Source organism: Microcoleus sp. F4-D5 (assembly GCF_036704885.1).
Lineage (GTDB): Bacteria > Cyanobacteriota > Cyanobacteriia > Cyanobacteriales > Microcoleaceae > Microcoleus.
This window is the reverse complement of record NZ_JAUBSX010000021.1, coordinates 65,560-92,553: the sequence shown is the minus strand read 5'-3', so window position 1 is coordinate 92,553 and position 26,994 is coordinate 65,560. Positions and strand designations below refer to the sequence as shown.

General features: G+C 46.9%; 23 protein-coding genes. 8 read left to right on the top strand and 15 right to left on the bottom strand.

The window, feature by feature from the left end; genetic code table 11:
- Positions 1-31: 31 nt before the first annotated feature.
- From QUA80_RS12615 to QUA80_RS12590, 6 genes are all read right to left on the bottom strand, one after another.
- On the bottom strand, positions 32-1,114 hold the full coding sequence (locus QUA80_RS12615) for an ABC transporter ATP-binding protein (protein WP_333424921.1): 1,083 nt from the start codon (positions 1,112-1,114) through the stop codon (positions 32-34).
- A gap of 125 nt (positions 1,115-1,239) precedes the next feature.
- Positions 1,240-2,103 carry a carbohydrate ABC transporter permease gene (locus QUA80_RS12610; RefSeq protein WP_333424906.1) on the bottom strand — a complete coding sequence of 288 codons (864 nt, stop codon included), beginning with the start codon at positions 2,101-2,103 and terminating at the stop codon, positions 1,240-1,242.
- A 322-nt stretch (positions 2,104-2,425) separates the two neighbouring features.
- On the bottom strand, positions 2,426-3,325 hold the full coding sequence (locus tag QUA80_RS12605; protein WP_333424904.1) for a sugar ABC transporter permease: 900 nt from the start codon (positions 3,323-3,325) through the stop codon (positions 2,426-2,428).
- A 242-nt stretch (positions 3,326-3,567) separates the two neighbouring features.
- Positions 3,568-4,881, bottom strand: coding sequence for an ABC transporter substrate-binding protein (locus QUA80_RS12600; protein ID WP_333424902.1), 1,314 nt, complete (start codon positions 4,879-4,881; stop codon positions 3,568-3,570).
- A 694-nt stretch (positions 4,882-5,575) separates the two neighbouring features.
- Positions 5,576-6,910: a DUF4912 domain-containing protein gene (locus QUA80_RS12595; protein WP_333424900.1), complete on the bottom strand. Its 1,335-nt coding sequence runs from the start codon at positions 6,908-6,910 to the stop codon at positions 5,576-5,578.
- Between the two features lie 15 nt (positions 6,911-6,925).
- Positions 6,926-7,273 carry a hypothetical protein gene (locus QUA80_RS12590; protein WP_333424898.1) on the bottom strand — a complete coding sequence of 116 codons (348 nt, stop codon included), beginning with the start codon at positions 7,271-7,273 and terminating at the stop codon, positions 6,926-6,928.
- Between the two features lie 217 nt (positions 7,274-7,490).
- Here QUA80_RS12590 and QUA80_RS12585 point away from each other — a divergent pair, with 217 nt between their 5' ends.
- Entirely contained in the window at positions 7,491-7,619 is a 129-nt protein-coding gene (locus QUA80_RS12585) for a hypothetical protein (protein WP_333424896.1), read from the top strand.
- A gap of 134 nt (positions 7,620-7,753) precedes the next feature.
- Complete coding sequence (gene cysS / locus QUA80_RS12580) at positions 7,754-9,262, top strand: cysteine--tRNA ligase (protein ID WP_333424894.1); 1,509 nt, start codon at positions 7,754-7,756, stop codon at positions 9,260-9,262.
- Between the two features lie 92 nt (positions 9,263-9,354).
- Here cysS and QUA80_RS12575 read toward each other — a convergent pair whose 3' ends face one another.
- Complete coding sequence (locus QUA80_RS12575) at positions 9,355-10,305, bottom strand: alpha/beta fold hydrolase (protein ID WP_333424892.1); 951 nt, start codon at positions 10,303-10,305, stop codon at positions 9,355-9,357.
- Positions 10,306-10,455: 150 nt separating this feature from the next.
- On the opposite strand from QUA80_RS12575, the gene QUA80_RS12570 reads away from it, so the two are divergent.
- On the top strand, positions 10,456-11,568 hold the full coding sequence (locus QUA80_RS12570) for an AI-2E family transporter (RefSeq protein ID WP_333424890.1): 1,113 nt from the start codon (positions 10,456-10,458) through the stop codon (positions 11,566-11,568).
- A 277-nt stretch (positions 11,569-11,845) separates the two neighbouring features.
- On the opposite strand, the gene QUA80_RS12565 is transcribed toward QUA80_RS12570, so the two are convergent.
- Together QUA80_RS12565 and QUA80_RS12560 are read right to left on the bottom strand one after the other, a co-directional pair.
- Entirely contained in the window at positions 11,846-12,784 is a 939-nt protein-coding gene (locus tag QUA80_RS12565; protein WP_333424888.1) for an OmpA family protein, read from the bottom strand.
- Positions 12,785-12,822: 38 nt separating this feature from the next.
- Positions 12,823-14,049: an RNA-guided endonuclease TnpB family protein gene (locus QUA80_RS12560; RefSeq protein WP_333424886.1), complete on the bottom strand. Its 1,227-nt coding sequence runs from the start codon at positions 14,047-14,049 to the stop codon at positions 12,823-12,825.
- A gap of 381 nt (positions 14,050-14,430) precedes the next feature.
- Here QUA80_RS12560 and QUA80_RS12555 point away from each other — a divergent pair, with 381 nt between their 5' ends.
- The 3 genes from QUA80_RS12555 to QUA80_RS12545 all read left to right on the top strand — a co-directional run bounded on the left by QUA80_RS12555 (position 14,431) and on the right by QUA80_RS12545 (position 17,625).
- A complete protein-coding gene (locus QUA80_RS12555; protein ID WP_333424884.1) occupies positions 14,431-15,102 on the top strand; it encodes a hypothetical protein in 672 nt (223 codons plus the stop codon).
- 5 nt (positions 15,103-15,107) lie between these two features.
- Positions 15,108-17,186, top strand: a complete 2,079-nt coding sequence (locus QUA80_RS12550; RefSeq protein WP_333424882.1) for an abortive infection protein — start codon at positions 15,108-15,110, stop codon at positions 17,184-17,186.
- 190 nt (positions 17,187-17,376) lie between these two features.
- Positions 17,377-17,625: a hypothetical protein gene (locus QUA80_RS12545; RefSeq protein ID WP_333424881.1), complete on the top strand. Its 249-nt coding sequence runs from the start codon at positions 17,377-17,379 to the stop codon at positions 17,623-17,625.
- Positions 17,626-17,649: 24 nt separating this feature from the next.
- On the opposite strand, the gene QUA80_RS12540 is transcribed toward QUA80_RS12545, so the two are convergent.
- Complete coding sequence (locus tag QUA80_RS12540; protein WP_333424879.1) at positions 17,650-18,822, bottom strand: DUF4335 domain-containing protein; 1,173 nt, start codon at positions 18,820-18,822, stop codon at positions 17,650-17,652.
- Between the two features lie 3 nt (positions 18,823-18,825).
- A complete protein-coding gene (locus QUA80_RS12535; protein WP_333424877.1) occupies positions 18,826-19,452 on the bottom strand; it encodes a DUF3038 domain-containing protein in 627 nt (208 codons plus the stop codon).
- A gap of 447 nt (positions 19,453-19,899) precedes the next feature.
- Here QUA80_RS12535 and QUA80_RS12530 point away from each other — a divergent pair, with 447 nt between their 5' ends.
- Entirely contained in the window at positions 19,900-20,229 is a 330-nt protein-coding gene (locus QUA80_RS12530; RefSeq protein WP_333424875.1) for a hypothetical protein, read from the top strand.
- 336 nt (positions 20,230-20,565) lie between these two features.
- On the opposite strand, the gene QUA80_RS12525 is transcribed toward QUA80_RS12530, so the two are convergent.
- The 4 genes from QUA80_RS12525 to QUA80_RS12510 form a co-directional block, all read right to left on the bottom strand.
- Complete coding sequence (locus tag QUA80_RS12525; RefSeq protein WP_333424873.1) at positions 20,566-21,078, bottom strand: hypothetical protein; 513 nt, start codon at positions 21,076-21,078, stop codon at positions 20,566-20,568.
- 161 nt (positions 21,079-21,239) lie between these two features.
- Complete coding sequence (locus QUA80_RS12520) at positions 21,240-22,097, bottom strand: caspase family protein (protein ID WP_333424871.1); 858 nt, start codon at positions 22,095-22,097, stop codon at positions 21,240-21,242.
- A gap of 627 nt (positions 22,098-22,724) precedes the next feature.
- Entirely contained in the window at positions 22,725-23,231 is a 507-nt protein-coding gene (locus QUA80_RS12515) for a hypothetical protein (protein WP_333424869.1), read from the bottom strand.
- Positions 23,232-23,305: 74 nt separating this feature from the next.
- Entirely contained in the window at positions 23,306-25,516 is a 2,211-nt protein-coding gene (locus QUA80_RS12510; RefSeq protein WP_333424867.1) for a cation:proton antiporter domain-containing protein, read from the bottom strand.
- Positions 25,517-25,952: 436 nt separating this feature from the next.
- Between QUA80_RS12510 and rpsB the strand changes: the two genes are divergently transcribed.
- Positions 25,953-26,783 (top strand): 30S ribosomal protein S2, encoded by an 831-nt coding sequence (rpsB, locus tag QUA80_RS12505; protein WP_333424865.1) that lies wholly within the window; start codon positions 25,953-25,955, stop codon positions 26,781-26,783.
- The last annotated feature ends 211 nt before the right edge of the window (positions 26,784-26,994 follow it).

The window sequence follows — 26,994 nt, the reverse complement described above, 5'->3', positions numbered from 1 at the left end:
TTTTATCAATCATGCTATGCAGGGCAAATTCTTACTGCAAGCGATCGCCCGTTTTTACATCAAACCAGTGCAGCAACTGAGGCCCAAAAACCAGCTCTACAATTTCGGAATTCCAGTGGCGGTCATTTGGCAGCAAAGCCCGCACCGTTACTGACTCCACACCTTTAACTCGGACGCTAACTAAATTTTGCATTCCCAAGTTTTCCACTAAATAAACCTCACCTTTAATTGCCTCTGGGACCGACATATTGCCGGCCTCTGCATCTGCAAAACCGACGTTTTCCGGGCGAATTCCCAACACAATTTCTGGCGGCACAGTCGGCATATCTGGTAGTCGCACTCGAAAATCGCCCAAAATCGCAAAATTTCCCTGGCATTTAAGCACGAGCAAATTCATTTGCGGGCTGCCCACAAAACCCGCTACAAAATGATTGGCAGGACGGGTATAAATTAAGTGTGGCGGGTCTAGTTGCTGCACGTTACCGCTGTTAAGAACTGCGACTTTTGTAGAAAGCGTCATTGCTTCGGTTTGGTCGTGAGTGACGTAAACTACAGGAGCTTTTTGGGAGGAAAACAATTGTTTGAGTTCGGCCCTAACTTTTTCCCGCAATAATGCGTCGAGATTGCTCAAAGGTTCGTCGAGCAAAAATACTTCCGGTTGGCGCACTAATGCGCGGCCTAGGGCGACTCGCTGCCGCTGTCCGCCTGATAGTTTTCCTGGTTTGCGATCGATTAATTCGGTCAGTCCGAGGGATGTTGCAACTTCTGTCACTAATCGGTTGATTTCGCCGGAGGAGATTTTGCGAAGTTTGAGGCTAGATGCCATATTCTCGTATACTGTCATGTGCGGATAAAGCGCGTAACTTTGAAAAACCATTGCTATATCGCGATCGCCCGGTCTGAGATAAGTGACATTGCGATCGCCAATTATAATCTCGCCTCTAGTCGGCTGTTCCAACCCTGCAATTAACCGCAGTGTCGTAGATTTGCCGCACCCCGACGGCCCCAGCAAAGTCAGAAATTCCCCTTCGCTGACATCCAAACTAATGTCTTTTACGGGAACAACTTTAGGGCTGTAGGTTTTATTGAGGTTTTTGAGTTGCAGTTTGGCCATGATTTTTAAAGTGTTGACTGTTGACTGTTGACTGTTGACTGTTGACTGTGTTGTTTGACTCGTTCCCATGTTCTTCCTAGGAACCAGTTCAATCTAAAATCTCAAATCTAAAATCTCAAATCGATTTATCCTTTTACAGCCCCCGCAGTTAAACCTTGAACGATGCGCCGCTGGAACACCAAAACCAGGAAAACTAAGGGCAAAGTACCCAAAACGGTAGCTGCGGCGATCGGCCCGTAAGGAATCTCAAATACTGATACCCCGCTAAGTTGAGCCGTGGCAACGGGGATTGTTTTTAGAGATTCGCGAGTCATAAATGTCAGTGCAAAAATAAACTCGTTCCAAGCTGAAATAAATGTTAAGATTCCAGTGGTTACTAACGCGGGAAATGTCATCGGTAGCACGATTTGCCACAGCATTTGGAAAGTGTTGTATCCGTCAACTTTAGCCGCATCTTCCAAATCTTTTGGCAACTGTTGAAAGAAACTCCGCATCACCAAAATTGTCAGCGGCAGATTGATCGCAGTGTAAGGAATAATTAATGCTAAATAATTATTGCCTAAATCCAAAGCTTTAACAATTTCCAGCAGTCCCAAAAATAGCAGCACCGCCGGAAATAGCGTCACAATCGTCACACTTGCCAGGATGATTTTCTCGCTCCACAGCCGCAACCGGGCTAAAGCGTAAGCTGCTGGAGCGCCTACTGCTAAACACAGCAATGTTGAAGTAATCGAAACAAAAGCACTATTTAAAATGTAAAGTGCAAACGGGCGGCGCTGGAAGAGGGACAGGTAATGCTCGAAAGTAATTCGTTTGGGAATGTAGACGTTTGGAATCGCCGAAATATCTGGATTGACTTTGAAAGAAGTTAGCACCTGCCAGATAATAGGTGCGAGGAAATAGGCGACAATTAATATTGCCGATATTGGCAATATTAAGTGCCGGATGTTAAAGGTTGTTTGGGTAGTTTGTTCGCGGGCAATCGACATAATTTATACCAATGAAACGAACGTGTTAAGCTGTTGCGGTATTGAGATTTATTTTTTGGGCGGGCTTTCCGGCCCACCCCACAAGAGTTTCAAGAAATAGCGAGAAACCCGGTTTCTACGAGTTTTGTGGACGCGAACGAGAAATATAGGAATAAACCGGGTTTCTGGAGTCTGCGTGCGATCGCAAACTAATACCAATTTTAAACGAAATAACAGTATTCTTGTTCCCCCCGCAATGCAGCGGGGGGTCGAAGAGTGTTGCACGATTTTAGAAAAATGGTATAACTTAAATTCCACCAATCGAAAATCCAAAATCTCAAATCTAAAATTGACTGGCGCGGGCTCTCGATAACAGGTAAGCGGCGATCGCAACTGCTGCCACTAACATCAAAAAAGTACACACCACCAAAGCGGCCCCGTACCCAAAGTCTAAATACCTCATTACCGTGCTGTAAATGTAGATAGAAACCGTCTCCGTTGCCCCCGCCGGCCCCCCTCCCGTCATCACCTGAATCAAGTCAAAAATGCCGAAAGATTGGGCAAATCGAAACAGCACAGCAATCACTATTTGCGGCATCAGCAGGGGCACGGTAACTTGACGGAAACTCTGCCAGCTACTCGCCCCGTCAATGGCGTGGGCTTCGTACAAATCACCGGGAATCGATTGCAATCCCGCTAGCAAAAGCAAGCTGACAAAGGGCGTCGTTTTCCACACATCTGCTGCAATCACTGCCATCATTGCCAAAGTCGGATCTCCCAGCCAGCTAATGCTATTTTGAATCAATCCCAATCGCTTCAAAATGTCGTTAATTACGCCGTATTGGTCGTTAAAAATCCACCCCCAAGCTACTCCCATCAATGCAGTTGGCAGCGCCCAAGGCAGCAGGGAAATTGTGCGAACAATGCCGCGTCCTGTGAAGGATTGATTTAAGACTAAGGCAATGCCCATGCCGAGAATTAATTCCAGCACAACAGAGGCGACAGTAAATACTGTGGTGTTGCCTAAAGTTTGCCAGAAACGCCCGTCGCCTAACATTCGACTGTAGTTAGCAAAACCGGAAAAAACCAGTTTTAATTCAGTACCGAGGTTTTGGGTGAATACACTCAGCCAAAAAGCGCGCAATATTGGGTAAGCAAATACTAGCAGCAGAATTATCAAAGCTGGTGCTACTAATATCCATCCGGTTGTTTGTTCGCGCTGTCGCATCTTGTCTGATTGCATATTGTTCACCTTTAATTTATTTTTGGGCGGGCTCGCGTGCCCAACCCCTACTCCCCACAATTGAATTAACTTTGCGTGGAACAGGCCGGAGTGCCTGTTCGGGCGGGCTTTCCGTCCCACCCCACAATAAAAAAATTCACTCTTGGCGGAACGGGCATTTTGCATTCGGGCGGGCTTTCCGGCCCACCCCACAATAAAAAAATTCACTCTTGGCGGAACGGGCCCGAAAGCCTGTTTAGGGCTTACGAAGCTTGGGGTTGTTTCAAACTGCCTAATAAATTGCGAGTTTCGCTAGCTGCTGCTTTCATTGCTTGTTCTGCACTCATTCTCCCGGTAAAAGCTGAACTCAAATAGCGCTGCAAAATATCAGAAGCTTGAGCGTATTGTGCCAGGGGCGGGCGCAAAGCTGGCCGTTCCACTACTTTTAGCAGTTGCGGGTAGTGGGGATATTTAGCGACTATTTCTTTGTTGGTAAATAGGGATTTGTAACTGGGAATTAAACCGGTTTGTAAAATAAATTTGCGCTGGGTTTCCTCGCTGGTAAGGTACTGAATTGCTTTCCACGCTTGTTCTGGATGTTTTGAGGTTTTGGCAATTCCCCAGCCCCAGCCGCCCAAGCAGGAACCGCCTGTTTGACCGGTACTGCTGAGCATTGGCTCGATCGCAATTTTGCCTCTAACATTCGATCCTTCGGCATTTGCCAGCTTCCAAACATAGGGCCAGTTTCGCAAAAACAGCGCTTTGCCGTTTTGAAACAACAGCCTGGTTTCTTCTTCGCCGTAGGTGGTGACACCCGGAGGAGAAATGCCAGAGGCGATCGTATTTTTGAGAAATTCCACTGCTTTAATTGCCTCCGGTTTGTCTAACCCAACTTCAAAAGTTTGAGGGTTCGCCCAGAAGCCGCCGAAACCGGAGAGTACCTCGACAAACATCGCAGATACTCCCTCGTATTGTTTGCCTTGCCAAAGATAACCCCAAGTTGCTTTTCCCTGTTTCTGCAAGTTTTGAGAGATTTTTACCATCTCTTCAAAGGTTTTCGGCGCTGGAATTTTTGCTTGTTCTAAAATGTCTTTTCGGTAATAAAGCATTCCGGCATCGGAAGCGTGGGGAATTCGGTAAATTTTGCCCCGATACCGCCCGCCTTCGACGTTACCTTGGATGAATTTTGATAGTTGTTTGGGGGGAATTTTGTCTGTCAAATCCCTGACCCAACCTGCGGCTGCAAATTTGGGAACCCAGACAATATCCATGTTGATGATGTCGTAGGGCGAGTCGCCTAAAAGAAAGGCAGATGTGTAAAGATTTTCTATGAGGTTGGTGTCAAATGGCCCTTCTATGAGGTTGATGCGAATGTTGGGGTTTTTCTGTTCAAATTCTTTGACAAAGGGTCTCCAGTTAACAATGTCTTGACCTTGCATTAACATGGTGAGCACGACTGGCTGCTGAGTCAGTGCCGGCAGAATAAATAAAAGCAAGACGGCGGTTAATGTGACAGCGAATAAGGCTAAAACACGAGGCTTCTGCCTTCGTTGCGGTGGGGAATTTATTTTTTGCATTTGTTTTTAAGAAGTGGCGGTGCGATCGCCTTGTTTCTCTCATAACTCGCTTTCTTTTGTTTCGCTGGATTTAACGAGTTTGTGCAATAAAAATTTAAGTAAACTTTAGCTTACTTAATAATGGTGGAGTAAAAAGTCCAAATTTTCATCGAACAAGCCCGACAGCTACTTAAGCAAACATCTATCTACAGATAGAGATTGAGATAATTATCTAATATAGCAGTTGTCAATCGGATAAAACTCACATCTTGCACCATTGTCAAGAACAGGCTTTCCGGCCTGTTCCACAATGAAATCGATCTCTTGTGGAACAGGCCGGAAAGCCTGTTTCTCAACAAGTAATTGAGAATTGTGCAATTTCTCAGATGAAACAAAGTAGGGACTTATACCCAGCCTAATTTCCTACAGATGTTCGCATACAATCTATATTTATCGATACTTTTAAGAATTGGTATAACTTTTGTCGATCGCCCGATCCGCGATCTATTCTGCTATAAAAACCCGGTTTCTGAGTAAGTCCTAAATACAAAAAACACCGCTCCTCAAAACAGGAGAACGGTGTATAGGGGGTGTTATGGGTTGTTGTCTGGGATTAACCCTAACAAATCACGATCGGCTCAGGCTATGCCTTGTGATGGTTAAAAAATTGGCACAAACCTGGATTATCGCCCGGATCGCGATCGACCGCGAGCGATTAGCCCAACCATTCCACAACAGCATCTTCCTTGGTATTGGTGTGCCGTTCAGGGGTTTCGCGGTTGAATTTCATGTGGATAGCGCGGTTTTGTTCGCCGTCGGCTGCTACTGCAAAAATCGGATAGTCGATTAAGCCGTCTTGGAAAGACATCTGGAAGCGGAAAGTGCCGTCAGCATTGAGTTTAATCGGCTGTCCGCCTACGTAGACGGTGGCGTCGGGCTCGGTGGCGCCGTAGACGATCAGTTCGGCATCAGCAACCAACCAGAACTGGCGGGGGCGCATCGGGGCGGCGAAGCCAACTCCCGACATACCGACACCCGACATACCGAAACCGGACATGGTGAGGCCGGACATACCGACACCGGACATAGTGAGGCCGGACATACCGACACCGGACATGGTGAGAGCGGACATAGTAGGAACAGCCCACATTCCGACGCCGGAGGGGAACACGTAGGAACTGAGAGCTTGTTCGTGGATGCCGACTTGTTGCACCGAACCGGCGACGTGCTGCATGGAACCGAAGATAGAACCGGCTACGCGCAGGGCTTCGGCAGATTCTGCCATCCCGAATATTTGTTCGTAGATGGCGTTGCCGGTGCTAAAACCAGCGCCATTGCCTGCTTGTGCCATTTTCTTGGCGGGAGGCACCAGTTCGGCGAAGGTTTTGCCTTGCAACTCTTCTTCCCAGTCGAGGGTGATGAATTGGTCTTCAATCCAGTCGCTGGGATAGACGGGAGGAACGCGGACTTCGGCCGATCGAGCTAATACCAGCCAGCGGCCGTCTGCACAGCGGTAGCCGATGTCGATCGCGTAGTCCCGATCGCTTACGGGGATTGGCACGTACCATTCCCGCGCCAGTTCGTCGCAGGGATATTCTTGAATGCTGTGCGGGCTTTGGGTGTCGAGATTAACATCTGTAACGTCGTAGATCCGCAGGGCGAGTTGCTGTCCTCCTTGGCGGCGCATTTCTTCTTTGCGATCGTTGGGGATGTCCCAGTAAGTGTAAGCCCATTCTGGATCGCGTGGCATTAACACAACCCGACTTTCGCCGTACCCGTTGGGCAAATCTGCTAAACCTTCATCTACAGACGACAAAGAACCGCCTGTTCTATCTTCTTGACCGAGTTCAAACTTTGCTGCTTCCACTGCTTCTTGTGCCTCTAGTTTGCGAGATGGACTATATGAAAATTTGGTGCGCTGAATTTCTTGAATAGATGCCAGGAGTTGCGATTTCCGCATCCGGCTGTAGCGAGAGACTCCACATTCGCTAGCAACTCTGCGGAGTTGTCGCAAAGTCATCTCTTCTAATGGTGGGCGTTCTTTTGCCATGAGTTTGTTCTCCACTTATTTGGGATGGCGGGTTAGATTTTTCTTTTCAACACAAGTGTGTTGATTTTTTGAGTTAGAAACTCTTTGTAAGTGCAAATATGCTTGAGCTTCCACATCTCTCCAACCTTTGAAGCCTTGCTTGTTTTTAGCTTGCCTTGTCCCCACTTCGATCGGGGGCTGTGACTTATTAGCTTCTGCACGGACCGTCCGATCTAAATAAAACTTTATCTGTCGATTCTTGACTGACAAGATCGATTGTTTGAGTGCGATCGGTGCTGCTAGCAACGCTGTGCTGGCAGCACACGCGCTTTTTGACTCCCAGAGCTGCTTAATCCAAGCATTTCTTTGGGATCGCTTTGTCATGACTTAATCTTGCAGACAACTTGCGATCGGGTCAAGGGGTCTTTTCGGTCAATTATGGGTACTTATACGCATTTTCGTGAGTTGGGGGATCAATTTGTCAAGGTTCCATGACAATTTGGTGCCGACGGGGATCGTACCAGGAGCTATTGTCAAGATTCCATGACATAAATTAGATGTAAGATTGAGTCGGCTGGGGCGGTAGTATAGATAGAAGAGATTGAGTACCAAATTTCCTAGGCTGGCAGTTGGGCGATCGTCTTCTGCAAGCTTCGCTAACGGGCGATCGCAGCTACAAACCCGCAGTCCTGAACGCAAAAATGGTTTGACGCGCTACGTATACAGATAAGTTGCCCGCTGCACACCCCAGACATAGAGGTTCTGCGTAAATCTTGTAAAATCTAAAATCTAAAATCGAAAGACATAGAGGTTCTGCGTAAATCTTGTAAAATCTAAAATCTAAAATCTAAAATCCAAAATCGAATGACTTTAACGCTTTACAACAGCTTGACCCGTCGCGAATCACCTTTTGAACCCATCGAACCGGGAAAGGTGCGGATGTACTGCTGCGGCGTTACGGTATACGATTACTGTCACGTCGGTCACGCCCGCGCTTACATTGTTTGGGATATGGTACGGCGTTATCTGATGTGGCGGGGATACGATGTGCGCTACGTGCAGAATTTTACAGATATTGACGACAAAATTCTCAACCGCGCCCGCGAAACTAATTCCACAATGGAAGCCGTGGCGGAACGCTTCATCGATGAATATTTTGCAGATATGGACAAGCTAAATATTCTCAGGGCCGATGAATATCCCCGCGCCACCCATACAATGGACGGCATAAAACGGCTGATTCACGAATTAGAAAATAAAGGTTATGCCTATGCTTCCGGCGGCGACGTTTACTACAGCGTCAGGCAATTTCCCGATTACGGAAAACTTTCCGGCCGCAAGTTGGAAGAAATGCAAGCCGGGGCTAGCGGTAGATTGGAAACCGCAGAAATAGAAGCTCAAAAAAAGCAAGATTCCTCTGATTTTGCCCTGTGGAAAAGTGCTAAACCCGGTGAACCTGCTTGGGATTCATCTTGGGGAAAAGGCCGCCCCGGATGGCACATCGAATGTTCGGCGATGGTGCGCGATTGCTTGGGCGAAACTATTGACATTCACTGCGGCGGTTCCGATTTAACTTTTCCCCACCACGAGAACGAAATTGCTCAATCTGAAGCCGCGACGGGCAAGTCACTTGCTAATTATTGGATGCACAATGCTTTTGTGACTGTCAACGGCAAAAAGATGTCGAAATCTTTGCACAATTTTATTACAATTCGCGATTTGTTGGAGGGGAATTGGTCGGGCGATACAGCTTTGGAAGGAAGCGAGAAGTTAAAAGCGGTCGAACCGATGGCGGTGCGGCTGTTTGTGTTGATGGCGCAGTATCGCAGCCAAATTGATTTTACCGAAGAGGCGATCGCTAGCGCTAAAAATGGCTGGCATACTCTGAAGGAAGGCTTGCTTTTTGGCAGTCAACACGGATCTAAACTTGGTTGGGATGTTGAGAAAATCGAGCAATTGACTGGACAAGATAGCACACTTGTGCAGCAATTTCAATCAGCAATGGACAATGATTTCAATACTCCCGGTGCTTTGACAGTGTTGTTTGAAGTCGCTAAGGAATTGGGCAAGGAAGGTAATGTTTTAGTGCATCAGGGAAAAACAGAAACTTCACCGGATTTATTGCAACAAAAATGGGTGAATTTGGTTAAATTAGCCGGGGTTTTGGGTTTAGAAGTTCAGCCGGAAAGTGATAGCAATGATGCTGTTGACGGTTTGAGTGATGCGGAGATTGAGGTGATGATTCAGCAGCGGAAAGATGCCCGAAAAGCTAAGAATTTCGCTGAGGGCGATAGAATTCGCAACGAACTTAAGGATAAGGGAATTACTCTGATCGATCAAAAGGATGGTACCACGATCTGGCATCGCAGTTGAAATTTAGAGTTTTTTAACCGCAGATGAACGCGGATAAACGCTTCAGAAAAATCCATCCGCGTTCATCTGTGTTCATCTGCTGACATCTGCGGTTAAAAACTCCCATTGACAAACTCCGCAACAGCCGCGACAAATTCGGCGGTTGATTCGTAGGGCAAAACATTGCGCCCCGGCATTAATAAACCTTCCGCATTGGGAAAAGCAGCTAAATATTGCGCTAATCTTTCATCCGGTTTCTCTTCCTTACCCGCTTGACTGATGCTGGAGGCTTGTTCTCCCATCACAACGAGTGCGGGTCGATCGAACTTTTGAATCGTGCTACTATAATCCTGCCGCCAAAACCCAGCTAAAAACGAGAAAACCGCGTGCCGGCTGTCAGGATTCGCCGCCCCAGCCTGCAAAGCATCCAACCATTGGCTGTCAACTTTTGACGCATCGCCAAACAGTTGTTTGATAGAAAAAGAACGCAAAAACTCAGCGCGTCTGGCGTAGCGGTAAAAAGCGTTTCCCAAGGGAGAACTTAACAAATTCCAGACAATTCTTTGCTGTGTGTCTGTCGAATGTTTGTTCATTACCGCCCAAGCTGGAGGCCCTGCGAGGACTAAGCCGCGAATTAAATTTGAGCCGCTTTCCTGCTGCATTTTTGCTAAAGCCAAGCCTACAGCTAGTAAAGCACCTTGCACGAGGACGATCGCAGGTTTTTTGACTGCCGTTTCCAAGAAATACTGCAACTGTGCGGCCCAATCGTCTGGATAGCAAGCCACAGCGGGCATTTCGCAATCGCCGCAGCCCAAAAGGTCGGGATTGTAAATCGGATTAGTGTTCCCTGCTTTGTACCAACTCTCACAAAATCTATGCCAAAAGACTCTTGACAAGCCAACTCCTATCGGATGAATTAATAACAAAGGGATGCTATCTTCTGTCGCAGTAGTTGGTTGATAAACCTCATAAGCACAGCGATAATTTTGCCATTCGTAAAACAGCGTTGGTGATTTTATAGACGAAATAGTGGAAAAATCTTGGGTTGAATATTGCGGTTGCATATTATTATTTTTGGGTGCAGATGTTACTTTTTATTATAATATGAGCAGTGGCGGGTTTTACCCGACATATATTTGGTAACTGACAAGATAAATAAACCAGCCCTGCGGTATGGCATAAGCGCGAATACAAACCTTGATTACTACTTAATCATGTCAGAACAGCGGATTACCATTTCTTTACCTAACTTGCTGCTAATTGTAGCATCGTCCTTGCTGCTAGTGCTGCTGTGGCAATTGCGGAGCCTGCTAGTAATTCTGATGATATCAGTCGTGCTGGCAGCATCGATCGTCCCGATCGTTAATTGGGCCCAAACCATGCGGGTTCCCCGCTGGCTGGCGGTGATTATGGTTTATTTAACTCTCATCGGCGGATTTAGCGGGACGGTAGTGTTAATCGGGCCCACGGTCATCGAACAAATAGAGTTACTGCTGCGGCAGTTACCAGTTTATGTCGAAAGTTTGAGAACTGTGGCAACTAATGTATTGAGTCGGTTGAGCGACAATGCCCCAACATTGGTGGGTCAGTTAGTGGACACTCAATCGGTGACTAATTGGCTGATTCGATCGAGCCAGCAACTGGTTTTGCGATCGTACAGTTTAACTAGAGGCATTCTCGGCGGTTTCTTCAGTTTAGTTTTAGCGTTATTTATTTCAGGTTACATGGTTGCCGACAGCGACACATTAATCAAAAGTTTGGTGCAGTTTTTCCCGAAACCTTGGGATGCAAGATTAGCCGCACAAGCCACGCCAATCGGTCAAAGAATGGGGAGTTACATTCGCGGGCGAGTGTTAGTTTCGGGCATTTTAGGAATATTTATTACCGCAGGTTTGAGCGTTTTGGGAATGCCGGAATTTGCTTTAGGCTTGGGTGCGATCGCAGGTGTTACCAACTTAATTCCCTTCATCGGGCCAGTGTTGGGAGCAGTACCGGCATTAATCGTAGCCTTTGCTAAAGGTGGCTGGCTATTTGTGTGGGTATTGCTGTTATTTGTAATCATCCAGAATTTGGAAACCTACGTACTCGATCCTTTGCTGGTTGGTTCGTCGGTTGGCGTGCATCCTTTATATCAATTGCTGTCTGTCTTGGGAGGCGTTCAAGTATTGGGAATTATTGGAGCTGTAATAGTACCGCCTTGGTTTGCGGGAGTGGCAGCTTTGATTGAGAACTTGTATTTAAAACCGAAGCTTAGGAGCGAACATCGAGAGACAATAAATCAGGCTAAAAATAATTCTGACTTGCCGCCTGTTACACCTTCGGCGTGATAGCGGGGGAGAAGAAATTTCGGGAAGTGAAATATATATTTTATATCGTTTCTGTTGGCATCGGAATAATAATTTTAGGAGTGAAGTGCGAGCTTAATGTCTCGCGTTTAACACTTGCTCGCGGCGAGGCTCGTGCTGGTGTATAATTCCTTACTTACCGAGTTTGAGATTAAATTCACAACCAGAGTTTTAACATCCCAAAAGCCGTTTGCATCCAATTATTCGATCGCTACCATTGACACTTCAACACAGTATCTACAAGTGGGCCCACTGATAACTAAGGATTAATTGCCACTTCAATGCGGCGGTTGCGCTGCCGATTAGCATCAGAACTATTATCCACCGAAGGGCGACTTTCCCCATAGCCGATCGCCACCCAATGATACTTCTGACCGAGTACGCCCGACAAATACTGCACCACCGCCTGAGCCCGCGCAAACGACACATTGCGATTGTCCGCCGCTTCCCCCGCGTCGTCAGTGTGGCCGGCAACCCGCACACTTGCCCCCTCGTGATTGCCCAACTCCGCCACCAAATTGTCCAAAATCGCACTTGTTCCCGGGCGCAAAGAAATGCTGCCAGTATCAAACAAAACATCGCTGGGGAGAGTCACCATCAGCCCATCCCCCCCAAACACCGGATTGTTGGCATTCTGTGAGGCAGCATTCACCGTTTCAGGATTCAGACTCGGGCTGCTGCCCGCCACCGCGGGTAAAGCAGGAACAGGAGTTGCCGCCGTTTCCGGCCCTGCCAATTCCCGCGACATCAACTGCAAACGCTTTTCCAAAGTTTCCGTCGGGCGGCTGCTGCCCAACTGACTCTCCAAAGCAGCAGTGCGGCCAATCAGCGCGTTGAGCTCGCCCTGCAACTGTCTCAAATCCGACTGCAATTTCTCTCTCTGGGCAGGACTGATTTTTGACTGGGGAGTCGGTGTAGCGGTTGGTGTCGGGACGGCCGGAATTTGGGTTGCTGGGGCGCGTTTCGGGCTGGGGGTCAAATTTTGAGTTACGCGCAGCAATCTCTCTGCCAGCGGCATCTCCGTCGTGCGTGAGGGATAAATTTGAGCGACCGCCATCCCCAAAACCCAAGCAAAACCGCCGCCCACCCCCAGCAGCAGCAGTCGAAATATCAGCGACAGTACAAGCAAGCCTTTTCCCCGCGACTTGGAGACGCGAGTCGGGGGGATTGAAGGTTTTTGATTAAAAGATGGCGTCATGTTTCCTCCCTCTCGGTGTACATAGCAGAGTGAACTACTCAGCGCTGACATAAAGGTACAGCGTGAGCTTCTGAATTCAACGGGGATTGCGTCAACTTGGACTTGCGTCCCAGTTTCGGGCTCACATCCCCTCCATCAGCAGAAGTCCTGGTTCCCAAGACCCATAGCATTCTGATTCCTTCTGCTCTGATATTTATTGAGGCGTTTCCATCCCTATCGTGATGAGTACCGCAATTAGGACAAGTCCATGTCCTAACGTCTAATGGCATTTCACTCACCTGATAGTGGCAATTTGAGCAGAGTTTCGAGCTAGGGAACCATCGGTCAATCTCTACCAACACTTTACCTTCACGGTCTAGTTTGTAATGCAAGAAATTGACAAATATTCCCCAACCTACATCAGAAATTGCTTGAGCTAGTTTGTGGTTACGAACCATGCCCTTTGTGTTTAGACTTTCGACTGCGATGACTTGGTTATCGTCAACAAGCTTTCTTGACAGCTTATGTAAGTAGTCTTGGCGGACATTGCTAATTCGTTCGTGAACCCTAGCCACCAGTTTCCTGGCTTTGTCTCTTGACTTGCTTCCTTTCTCCTTTCTGGCTAGTTTTTTTTGTTTTCTTTTGAGGTTGCGCTGGTGTTTTGCTAAAGGCTTTGGATTAGGGTACTTGGATGTCTTGATACCATCATTGACAATCGCAAAATCTTTCAACCCTAGGTCAATTCCAGCTACTTTTCCATCGGTGCAAGCAACTGGTTTATCTCCTTCTAGTTCTGTCAGCACAGAGGCATAGTATTTCCCTGAAGGAGTAACACTTACAGTTACGGTTTTGATAGTTCCCTCAATCGGTCGATGTAGCTTGGCTTTGACAGTGCCGACACGACCGGGAAACTTGAGGGAGCCGTCAACAAGTTTGACTGATTGCGGGTACTGGATTGACTGCCTATGTTTCTTTGCTTTGAATCTAGGGTATTGAGCTCTCGACTCAAAAAAGTTCTTGTAAGCAGTTACCAAGTTGAGCGTAGTCGCTTGCAAAACCTGAGAATAACACTCAGACAACCATTGTGTTTCTTCTTGTTTTTTGAGTTCTGGTAGGAGTTTGTTCAACGCAATCTGAGTCAAGCCTTTACCCGTGGCTTTGTAGGTTTCAATACACATATGGAGTGCGTAATTCCACCACCAACGGGAACAGCCAAAGTGTTGAGCTAATATGGTTTGTTGTTCAATTGTCGGATACAGTTTAACTTTGACGGCTTGATGCTGCATTACTTCTACCTCTTGTTACCATTATATACATTTATGATAAAAAGTCAACATTGTTGGCAAATTTTACGCCTGTTTGACCGGATAAAATTTGCTTGGGGGAGTCCATGTATCCCAACGCTGACCCAACGGGTACAGCGTGGGACTTATCGCTCCCCCAAACCCCCTCAAAAGTTAATTTCGATACTATCTTACCTATCTGATTTTAGATTTGAGATTTGAGATTTTAGATTTGTCCTTCCATCTAAAATCTAAAAAAGAAACCCGGTTTCTACAAATCCGGGGTTTGACTGCGAAGCATCGAGGCAGAAACCGGGTTTATCATCTCCTGCGTGCCAGCCTGAATCTGTTGGATAATTCAGTAAAACTTTTGGAAAAAAACCGATGACTGACCCTTTAAATAGCCCTTATCCCGTTCCTTGGGAATGGATTACCGAGACTCACGCTAAAGTGAGCTCCACTGCCGGTACAGGCCTCCGCTACTATCGCAGCCCTTCCCTACTTTCAACTAACGGCCAATACGCTGCTTACAGTCGAATTGAGTTGCAAGTGCAGCCCGAATTCTCCCGGTGTCGGGTTAGCAGCATCATGTTTGTGGAAAACCTCAAAACCGGGGAACTGCAAACAGTTGCGGCTGCTTCGCCGCTGGCAGAAAGTGGGATGTATGCTAGCGATGATACAGATATGTCCGGGACGATCGCGATTTTAGTGCCTGTTTCTTGGAATCAAGAGGGTTCCCGCGTTCTCGCCCGCGAATTTGAAGCCCTTTTCAACTCTTCCGATATGTCCGACTACGCGGTCATCTGGGACAAAAATGATAATTACACTTATACCGTTGCTCCCGCTCGCAGTCTTTACACTCATGCTGTATTGTTGGGTTGGAGTCAAGTTTGTCCGGGACAAGTTCTATTCCGCGCCGGCAATTTGGGCGATCGATCTTGGCCTCTTTGTGCAGTGGATATGAAAGGTCAAACGGTAGCTGTCACCGAGGACAAACCCCTAGTTTTCGGCAGTCAAGCCAGCACAGACTGGATCGAACCTAAAACTCGTTTTTAGATATTATGGCTACATTTTCTTTGAGCGGGCCAACAATTTTTTTAATATCTGGTCAGTCTTTCGACCAATTGATTTTGACTTTGGGGCTGATTGTTTTAGCTGTTGTTTTCGGTTTAACAGCATTTATTTTTATTCGGATTTTTCTCAATTGGTTGCAGGCGAAACTGGAAAAAAGCAACCTTTTTTTTAGACGCTCGTTCAAAAGAACAACAGACAATTCAACCGCTAATATTTCAAAAGCTGAAAACGTTTTTTTAGAACCCGTATTCGTAGAAAGTGACGGCAATTTAGCTGCTGGTATTTTTGGAGAAAAAAGCGATATTGCAAAAGCGTTTGACCAGGAAATTACCTGCGAAGATTCAGCAGCAGTTGCCGATCTCTACAAGCCGATCGCTCTTTGGCACGGGCGCTTAATTTTACCCTTGAACGAAGAGCGCCAGCCCTACGGTACAGTGTTTTTTGAAGTGATAAATGCGCCCAAAAAATATCAAAATTTCATTGGCAAAACAGCATTTTTGAAATGGAGTACAAATCGCGAAGTACAGTTTTTCGTCCACGCAGTCAGTCAAGATATCAACTTCACAAAACAGGCTATAGATAGTAAAAAATCTGGCAACATTCATCCAGATAGATTGAACGGCTGGCGAAATGTCGGCCCTTTAGAAACTCTAGCAGGCAGCAGACTCGAAGACAGCGTGACTGTGATGCTGCGAAGGCCCGTGATTGCGATTCATTATAGCAGCAGCGATCGCCGCGAACTCACGATCGATCGCGAACCAGTACAAATTATCGGAAGTTTGTGCGCCTTAGTATCAATTTTACAGCGAAAAGAACCCGACAGCGACAAATTTATTGTCCGGCATTTCAACAAAACATCTCAACAATTTGACGGCGCAGCCGAAATTATTCGGATTCCGCAAGTACAGCCAGACAAAAATGGCGTAGCGAGGTCTACCAATCACCCGATCGAACAATCGCCCTTAAATCCAGACGGCTGGTACATTTACGGCGAAAGAGACGAAGACAGTATGTTTGTAGTCCAGGCAATCGAACCCCGCAAAATTGCTCAATTAATCCCAGATGAAACACATTTCGGACTGCAAAAATCTATCGCTTATTTAAACAGCAAAAATTGGGAAAATACACCAGCCCAAAAAGGGCAAGCAAAAAGAGTATTGTTAATGCCAAATGATGCGACAGAAAACGCTTCAATCTCTCCTTGGCAAGAAGGAGATGTCGGGATAGTGATTCACAGTTTCGGCGGTATCGGCGGCAAAAAAGGCGAAAAGCCAGCGCTGGGAATTGTCACCGGACATTTTGCTTTGGGAGTAGCAAAAGTAGTGCGCGATCGCTTTACCAGCGAACTGCGTTTTGACATAGAATACAAACAAGTTTACGCCCACAATCCCGACGGAATTGTCGCCGGTTCCAGCAAATGGCAAAGTTACATGGGAGACTTGCAGCGCGGCTGGTTGGGCGATCGCCCGGTTTGCGATATCATCTGTAAATTAGACTGCGTGTGTTGCGACTACGATTTTGACGGCATCACTTTGTCGCCTTTAACCGAATTAAACCAGCAACTAGATATCATGATGGCCCGCTACCGCAGCGGAGACGGCACCGGTGCAAGTTTAGTCACGCCAGCAACTTCTTGCGTGCAAGATTCAAGTCAGGCAATCTACGCGACAATTAAAAAAATCACTTCGGAAATAGAGTCAAATCCTCAGATTCAAAACTGGTTGAAAACACATCCCACCGACGCACAAACCCAAAGATTTCACCAGTTAGTAGCTTTAGGAGAGAGTTTAGAAAAAGTATTAATGCCCCTCGGCATTGTCCGTCCAGATTGGCGCAAAAATTCGAGATTGGCGGGGATTGATTCTGAACTGAAAAAAAGCTTTTTTGCCGGTATAGCGAACCTGATCAAAGCTGCTATTAGTTACCGAACAATGCTGCCCAGGCGCACCCAAGATGAAATCGCCAAAATTCTTTTAAAACAGGGAGCATTTTTGTGGATAATTCGCACAAATCAAGTCGGAGGATTTGACCCAGATATTGAACCGATCGCACCGACAGGGTTTTGAATCAGCAATCGGTTTGTAAATGATTCTGCGATTGATATCAAATCCGTTGGCATCGGAATTATTCATCTCTCTCTTCCCTTTCTCTGTATCCTCTGTTTTCTCTGCGGTTTCATCATTCCGATACAACCGGAATTGATATGACAACTGACTGTTTGGACACTTGAACAATACCGATGCAACCGGAAACGATATGAAATCGCTACTAGAAAAACCAAGTCTGCCTCCGCCGACTAAGAGATTGATATCATGTCCGGTCAATTACCCTGATTCCTGTAGGGGCTCCCCTCACCAACAATATTTGCTAAAAACCGACAATCTCAAAAACCCGCCCCGGCAATTGTATTATGCGCGATCGATCGGACATGGTATGAGGCAGCATTTAAGCGGGAGTTGGTATCAGTCAACAGTCAACAGTCAACCGTTAACAGTCAACATTTAACCGTTAACAGTCAACAGTCAACCATTACCAAGGACTGACTTGAACAGTACCGTCGGGTGCCAAAACCACCCGAAAATCAGCCAGCGGTTCCGCAGGTGGCCTGCTGCCAATCGGTTTGTAAAGCAACTCCGACAAGGGCGTTTCGGATCGATCGACTGCTGCCGAATTCTCCGACTTGTAACCGACAATCGCCCCGTCTTGGGCCACACTCACCCGATAAACCAACTCCGCACCAACCGGAGGCTGATTCTTGACAACGCCGTCTATTTGCTGGGAAAGTTTGCCCCTCAACACCTCAATTGTCGCTGGATCGGTAATTGCCACGGCTGCTGCTTCCGGACTTGCCAAACCTTCAGAAACAGGACTGGGCGTGCTTTCCGGCAAAGTGCTCGACTGCGGTGTGGCGCTTGGTGAAGCGTCCGACTGCGGCGCGGGGCTCGGAGTCGGCGAAATCGGTTCAGCGTTCGGAGTTTGATTCCCCGGCAACAAACCGTCAGCAGGGGGCGTGGGATTGGGATTAGGCGAACCCGATCCGCCGGGATTCGGCGTTCCGAGATTCTGGCCTGCAGGATTGGGCTGCGGCACCGGATCTCTGGGGCGCTGGACTTCCGGCACCGGCACCAAGAAAAACGCCATCGCAGCCAAAGCCAAACTCGACACCCCCACGACAGCAGGCAAACTCCGCTTCGCCAAAGGTTCGGCCGACTTGATATAACGCCTGGAAATTGGGGTTAATTGCAGCGATAATTCCGGCAGCGTCTGCGTGTCGGCAAAAAACTGATCGATCGCCTCTACCAAGTCAAATAGCTGTACCGTCGTCAAATCTACTTTTGCCGACAGTTCTGTGTTTTGATCGATTTGGGTCGGGCTGCCTGTGGAGGCGGGTAGAACGGTCAATCGGTGCAAATTCCCGTCAATTTTGTGCAACTGTACCATACCCAAATTCGGGCCGTAGCGATCGGGATAATGCACTCCGCTCATAAATTCTTGAGCGTAGCTGCTGACGGCCCTCACCAAGCTTTCAAAAAACTCCCGTCCCCCGCTTAGGGGCTCGCCGAGACCTGTAACATAGCATTCAGCGCTCATTAATATCGAAAGCACCGGCCGTATATCTAACTGGCTGGCTGCCGACCCATCGCTCAACCCTTCTAGAACCAGGGTGCAATTTGGCAGACTGTACTGACGCCTAATAGTCATTTTTTATTCAACTTCTCCATCAAACAGGCTAACCCAGAAGCGCTGCATTCCGGCTGTGCCTGTACAAAATAGCAGTTTGCTCAACAAGTTCAAAGCCAGTTCGTTGAGCTTTTCGTCGGAATCGTAAGCTGCAACTAGCGATCGCTTCGGGTTCATGCGCGATCGAAAGTGAGCTCGAAAGCGTTCTAAATACTCGGCCAGCGGCAGGTTCTGGTTGAGGGGGATATTTCTCGATCGCAACTGCTGCGAGTCTAGCAGCAACTGTCGAATTGTCGCGGTTAACTTGCGCGCCATATTGCAGGCGATCGCCACCAGCGCTTTTGCCTCCACAATGGTAAGGGAGCGGCGCTGGGCGTAGCGTCTCAGCGGGTTAGTATTGCGCATCAGCCAAAGGGCAACCCGATTTTTGATAATTGATTCCAATTCCAGGTCCTTTGACACTGCAAGCATTTCTTCAGCACCTCCGAGATACAAGGCTTCGATCGCCAGCAACATCAGGTCAATTTGCAATCTAGCCCGGCGGGGACATCCGCCATCGGAGGGCGACAAGTCTGGCAAACTGTCTAAAATTAACGGGTTTGACTCGGTAAGCGAAGTTTCTGACGGCATTACAATCACGGCAACATCCATTCCAACACAATATACGGGCAAAGGGGGATCGGGTCTGACAAATTCTCAACCAGATCCTCTGAGAGAGATACTTTACTTAAATCATTACTTAAATCATTGTTATTTCTAATTTCAGTCTAGTATGCGGTTGTGTGTGCCGCAATTTTGCAAAATCCACACTCGGGTAATTATACAAAATTTCTCATTAAGTATAACCAACGTGACCTTCATCAGCCAGGGTACAAGCCCCCGGATTCATTCCGAAAGCAGACTGAGGGGGCAAATTCTTCAATCGAAAATCGAAAATCGAAAATCCCTCGCCCTACTTTTTCCAACTTTTGCCACCAAAACTAATTTTTCGCTCCCAAATTGAGCGATCGAACAACCTACTCTACCTGACTGCAAATTCTTGCTGCTCCTACAACAATAGTAAATATCAAAGCAAGCGATAAGAGCAGGAAAACGATTTTGAATTTACTAGCAACTGAGCAAGATAGGAATTTAAAAAGTAGCGATTCTGTGAATATTGAAAATGCCATATGCAAATTTAGTTTTGCACTTACAGCAGTTTCTCTGGTGTGTTGTCAAACTTTTTTATCAGATTCATATCCCCCTAAATCCATCCTGATTAGTGGCGGTGTCCCCGCAGCCGCCCGCTCGCTGGGGGAATCTCTGGGTTTGAAAACACGCCCTAGCAATTCAACCTTTGAAATATCAAATATTCAGACATCAATTAAATACAGCATACCCCAAGAAATCTGCATAAACCAGGATGCAAATGAGTATCATTGCCCTTAAATCGTACATGAATAGCGAGCTACTAGCTCGCACTCTCATCATTTCCCGATTCCCGATTCCCGATTCCCCATAGGTGTCAACTTAAGCTCAAACGCAGTCACAGATTGCGGTTTGACTATTAAGACCAGACCCCCCCGTTGCCCCCTTTTTGGTGAGAATGAAACAGCCCTGCCTTCTGAAGGGGGATTTAGGAGGATCTAGACTAGGCTGTGAACTAGATTTCTCAAGGCTTTCAGGCTTAAGTTGACACTAATCGGCTCTTGAAGTGTCCCTGCAGGGAGCGAACTATCTGAGGTGTAGTTCATAAATATGGAATCTGCTGTAAAATCGGAATCTTCAAAAATTAGACTTATTGACGACTTCAAACAAATCGCGAACAGGAGTAGGCGCTCGATCGCTACTGTTCTCGGTTTGCACAGTAACGCGATAAAGTCCCGGTTGCAAGTCAGCGATCGCCACCATCCATTCTTTTTCTTGCTCGACAAAATCAAGGGTGAGAGCAGCTTGCTCGTGAGAAACTGCTTGAATATTAGCTTTTAGCTTTGTTGCTGAATCTGGTAATCCAATAAGTTTGGCACGCAAGGTAATAGCTTCATCTGCTAGATACAAATCATCCAAGCTAAGACTGATGGCTGTTTGAGGTTCACTTCCCCTTACAGAGCCCAAATCAAATCGGCTAAACCGCAGATTATTTAGTAAGTTTTCTAACACTTGAGCCTGATTCTGCAAACCCCCATGCTGTTCGGCAATAAAGAAATTATCGAGGTTTTCCGATCGCTCAATTGGAATCGCAGAAATTTTTGGAACAGTTCCATCCCCATCACCCAAATCGGATCTATTGATCAACACCTCTGGTAAATCCTCGCTGGCTGTTAATTTTCCATTAATCAGTGCCGCCGATTGTAGGGTTGGCTGTTGTACGCCAGAAATGGGAACTGTCCTAAAGGAGTTGAGGTAACGTTCATCTTTGAGATGTGGTTCAACGGCGGCTTCAATTTCCCGGTGAAATGCTAAAGCATCTTGCGCCTTGAGCCGATCGACATTGGGAAGGTTTTATAGGTCAGCGTTCCAGGAATAGTATTCAAGGTGTCAATCATCCAGTAGGTCAAAGCACCATTCCGCTCGTTTCCATTCACCGCATACTCAAACGCATATTCGGTTGGACGACAAGCTGCTAGCACTACGTAGTTTTCGGACCCTGGAACCAACGTAGGGCAGTTCGATCCTTCAACCAGCGATCGCCAGTTGTCGATCAACTCTTCGCGAGAAGCTACCGAACTATCTTGGGGACGAGGTGCCGTGTCCTCCTCCTGCGAACCGCGAATATCGCAATCACCGCGAGTTGCACCACCGGAGTGGCAGCTATCGAGAACGACAGTGACACCCAATCCTTTATCGGTCATGCGTTTTAGCAATGTAGCTAGCTCAATATCCCGGAGGTAGCGCCCATCTTGTTCGCCAATATCCATTGGGACAATTCCCTCATCCTTCTGTCCATCCCCCTTGAGATCCGAGTAGATGGTCGTTGCACGTCCACCATGACCGGAGTAGTGGATGTAAACTAACTCTTGCGGTTGAGCTTTCTCAGTAATTTCTTTAAACGCATTGACGATGTTTTCGTAGGTTGGCAAAACATCTGGTTCGTTTCCACCCCTAACTTCTGAAAGAGTTGAATCTTCTCGATCTGGAGAAGTAAGTTTGCGGATTCGTTCTGCTCGAATGTGTAACGTTCGTCTGAGGTAGTCATCTACTAAGTTAATGTCGCGCACGCACCCTTTAAGATTTGGGTACAAGCGGTTGGGTTTGTAGTAGTCAATCCCAATTAAAAGTGCATGAATGTTCGTTGTTTGCTCGGGTTGGTCAGCCATTTTACTTCCCTTGCTTAGTGTCTCTTTTCAAAAGTGTTGCTGCTGCATTCTCAAGCCACAAGTTCCAGCTTTTGAGAAAGCTCTGGCAGTTCAGGAACGCATCTTTAAATTCAAGATTGGGTTAACTAGCTTGCGCTCGCTCAAGCCATTAGTTTGAATTTATACTGGACTATCGCTCGGCTTAACAAATGAGCAATTTAGCTAGCTCATGCAATACAAACTGTATTTTGTATTTAACTTTGATTTTAAATAAAATAAATACCTTTAGGCTGTACTTTGTATCCAACTTTAGTTACAATATAAATTGATACCTTTAGGTAGAGTTAACTCAATTTATTTTGAGTCTAAGTTGAAGGCATTGTTTTTAGGCTACATCAGAAGTGTAGGCGACTCCAATTAATTGGAGCCACTGATACAAATGAGAGCAGCAATCGAGCTGCGTATGATTATATTTATTCTCAAGGTGACGCCCCAGATCCGAATGTCAGCATCACCAGCGTTGCACTTCCATAACGATCTTCTCTAGCAGGATCGGCGATGTTTGGTTTTCTGGAACTTGGTTATCCTTGGAAAAAACGAAAAGCGATCGCACCCTAAATGTAATCTGAGAGCGAGAGGGTTTTACGTTTAATGTGGGTTTTTCTGCTGTTTAACCGCCGCTTCTCTTTGGGCTGTAAAATCAGTAGACGGCGCATTTTCAGTCAGACTAATTTTTCCCTTGAGGGTTTCTCCTTCGACAATCCCTCGCAGTTTAACAGAACTGTTTTGACCGGTTGCTGTGGAGTTGCTGCAACCCGCTAAATTAGGAACCGCACCCGACAAGCTCAATCCTTGAGTTTCCCACTTGCCAAATAGAGAAGGTGTCTCCTCTGCTATTTTTTCGCGATCGCCCTCGCTGCTGCCCGATCGCAAATTACCGCTCAAATAAACACCCGATTGCTCGATTGTCAAGACCAAGGAATCAGATTTCAGACATTCGGGCAAACTTTTAGCATCGAATCGATATTTTCCCCCAATTGCCGGAGCAGCCTTTAAATTTGTTTCGCCGTAAGCACTCACTATTTTAAACAGCAGCAAAACTGAGCCGATCGCAATTCCGTAAAATGCCAGCGATTTGAGGCTTAAATGATTCATAATCTTGATAATTGGTAATTAATTGCTAATCGATAATTGCGTAAGGTGCGAAATGTGTACCCTACTAATGAATACTAATGAGTAGTTTGACTGAGTGCCGAAGCCAAGTGCGATCGCACTTTAACGTAACAGCGCGCAATCAGCAGCGAAGAATGACACTGCACAGCCAATTCATCAGTATACTGTCCCAAAGTTTGGCGCTCAATTCCCCACTCCCGACTCGTACCCGCAATAGTCAAATCAGCATTAGCAGAAGCCGCTACTACTGCTTGAATTGGTTCAGCAGCCTCCACAATCGGAGTTTCAATTCGCGATCGCACCTCAACCGGCAACTGATCCATCACTCGCCGAAACTCGTAACTCAGCTCGTTTTCAGCTTCCCCGTCAACCGCCACCCGCAGCACCGTCAAACGGCGTTCCTCGCTATTAACTAACAGTCTCAGCGCCAATTCTAAACCCAAATCATCGTGAATGTTTGCCGCGTAAGGTACTAACAAGTTATTCAACCTTTCCCGGCCTCTGTCAACAAAAATTGCTACATCCACCTTAGCGTTGCTGAGAATTTTGCCGACACGTCCTCCCAAACGGTTGCTGCTAAAAGTAGGTCTGTGCCATCCTACTAAAATCAAATCCGCGCGATCGATCTCCGCAATTTGGGCCGTTTCCCGGGCTACATCATTAGTAACCCGAATGATGGGATGTACGAATTTTCTTGCCTCCGGCAGTTCCAAACTATCAATCAATTCTGATAATTTCGCGCGGCGTTCTTGAATAATGCGATCGGCTTCCACAGGCGTACTTTCAAAGGCATAATCCTCATTGAATTCTATCAAACTTAGAGGATGAACCGCCGCCGACTGTAAATCATTACCACCCATACCAGCGGCAGGCTGTGCCAGCGCTACCGCTAGTCGCAGTAAACCTTTCTGCGTGCTGGGATTGGCAACCGGTACTAAAATTCGATAAGTTGGCAGCAATTTATTAGCAGTTTCTTCGCTGCTGTCAGCCGTTTGTGAATATTCTAATTCTGAATCCTCAGAGTTAACTTCTGAAATATCTAACCGAATTAACCGTTTTGGATAAGTCCACTCCAACAGAGGCGAAGTCATAAAAGTTGTCACTAAAGCCATGATGACTAACATCGTAAATAGCAGCGGTGAAACTACGCCCAAGGAAAGACCGATATTCAGCACAATTAGTTCAGTCAAACCGCGAGTATTCATCAGCCATCCCAGCGCTGAAGCTTCGCGGTTGCTGATGCCACAGACTCTGGCCGCAACGTAAGTGCCGACGTATTTGCCGATAATTGCCACTCCTAAAACTGCGGCGCACAGCAACCACAATTCGGGACTGTTGAGCAGGCCGATTTGAGTCCGCAAGCCGCTATAAGCAAAAAATATGGGCAGCAGAAATATTAGTACAAAGTCTTCGGTTTTTTCGGCTAATTCTCGGGTTAATCCCGCATTTTTAGGCATGGCAGCACCCAGCAAAAATGCACCGAAAATTAAATGAATGCCGATCCATTCAGTAATTAAAGCGGAAGCTACAACTCCCATGTAAATGCCGGAGAGCAATAACTGTGTTAATCTGCCAGTGCGGTTGTACTGTTTGGAAAGTCGCTGCAAGAACCAGCGGACTACAGTCAGCATGAAACCGATGTAAATTAAAGACTCAATAATTGTCGGCAAAGCACCGATCATCGAATTAGTACGAGTAACTGCGATCGCCACCGCTAACAAACACCACGCCGTCACGTCATCTACCGCAGCGCAAGTCAATGCCAGCGTCCCCAATTTTGTATTCTGCAAGTTGTGTTCTGTAATAATTCTTGCCAGCACCGGAAAGGCAGTAATTGACATCGCAGCACCCAAAAACAGGGCAAATGCTGTAAACGAAACGCTATTATTTGAAACGATGGGATACAGCAGCAGTGCGAGCAAGCTTCCCAGGGAAAACGGCACTAGAATGCTGACGTGGGAAGTTAAAATCGCTATATCTAAATTGCTTTTGAGATACTTGGGATTCAGTTCCAAACCAATCAAGAACATGAAAAATATTAGCCCCACCTCAGACAACACGTTGAGGAAGGGAACGGCCTCGGCTGGAAAAAGTGCTGTTGCGGTGGCAGGTGCAACTAAGCCCAACAGAGAAGGCCCAAGCATAATTCCTGCTACAATTTCTCCAATGACTTGAGGTTGTTTAATCGCTCGAAATCCTAAACCTACAAGTCTCGAAAGTGCGATGACAATTAGAACTTCAAGTAGGACGAGAATGGGTATGGGCATGGCGTTTTTAGCTTTGGGATTTTTGCGGATCGAGAGAGCAGGGTACTAAAGCTGACTGAATTGCCGATCGAAAAAAATGGATACCAGCTCGATCGAAGGTAGAAGGCACAAGAGGCACACCAACAACGCCATTCTCTCACAAGCGAACAAAGGCTTTGGCAACCTCCCACCTGGATTTTTCGTTTTTTACAAGCGCTTGCCAAGTAACTTTAACCGCAGCGTGCGTACCCCGCACCCAACCCGCGGACTAAATCTCACCTGCTGCTGACAAGCCAACCCTACGGATATCAAATTGTCAGAAAAAGTAGCGCTGGCTGTGATAAACTAGAAAAGTTGTTTAAATTCGCACATCCGGGTTTTCGGGTGTTTCTAAGGCGCAAACCTTCAGAAATACGACCGGGTGGAGGATTAACCCGAATCAGGAGTTAAAAATACAATGCCAGTAGTCAGTTTGGCTCAAATGTTAGAGTCAGGGGTTCACTTCGGACACCAAACCCGTCGGTGGAACCCGAAAATGTCTCCCTACATTTTTACAGAGCGCAACGGGGTTCACATCATCGACCTCGTGCAAACCGCTCAGCTTATGGAAGACGCCTACGAGTACATGAGAGTTGCCTCAGAAAAAGGCAAAAAGTTTTTGTTCGTGGGTACGAAGCGCCAAGCAGCAGGGATTGTAGCCCAAGAAGCTCAACGCTGCGGTGCTTATTACGTCAACCAGCGCTGGCTGGGGGGAATGCTCACAAACTGGACGACGATTAAGTCCCGCGTGGAGCGCCTCAAGGATTTGGAGCGCCGCGAGGAAATCGGCGCCCTCGATTTGCTGCCGAAAAAAGAAGCTTCCGTACTGCGCCGAGAAATGGCAAAACTCCAGAAATATCTGGGCGGGATTAAATCTATGCGGAAGATTCCCGACGGAGTGGTGCTGGTAGACCAACGCCGCGAGTATAATGCGGTGTTGGAATGCCAAAAGTTGGGAATTCCGATCGTCTCTCTGTTGGATACCAACTGCGACCCGGATTTGGTTGACATTGCGATTCCGGCGAATGACGATGCTATTCGATCGATCAAGCTGATTGTCGGCAAGTTAGCTGATGCCATCTACGAAGGTCGTCACGGTCAGCAGGGCGGCGACTCTGATGAAGACTACGACTACGAGGGTGGTTACGAAGGCGCGGAAGATGATGTCGAAATCGAAGAATTGGATGACCCCGATTATGTAGATCCCGACGACGCCGCTGACGCTGACGGCGAAGAAACCGAGGGCTAGTATTGCCCTCCGAATCTGACACCAAGAAATTAAAAATTAAAGATTGAAAAGTAAAAATAATAATAATTATTTTTACTTGGACATTTTTAATTTTTAATTGTACGTGGCAGGAGTCTAAGTCATTAGTAGAGTTCTGGCAAAAGCATTCGTTGTGTCAGTGCTAGAATTAATTCTGGCGCTACACCTACAACAAACTCCGCTCTATGGCGGA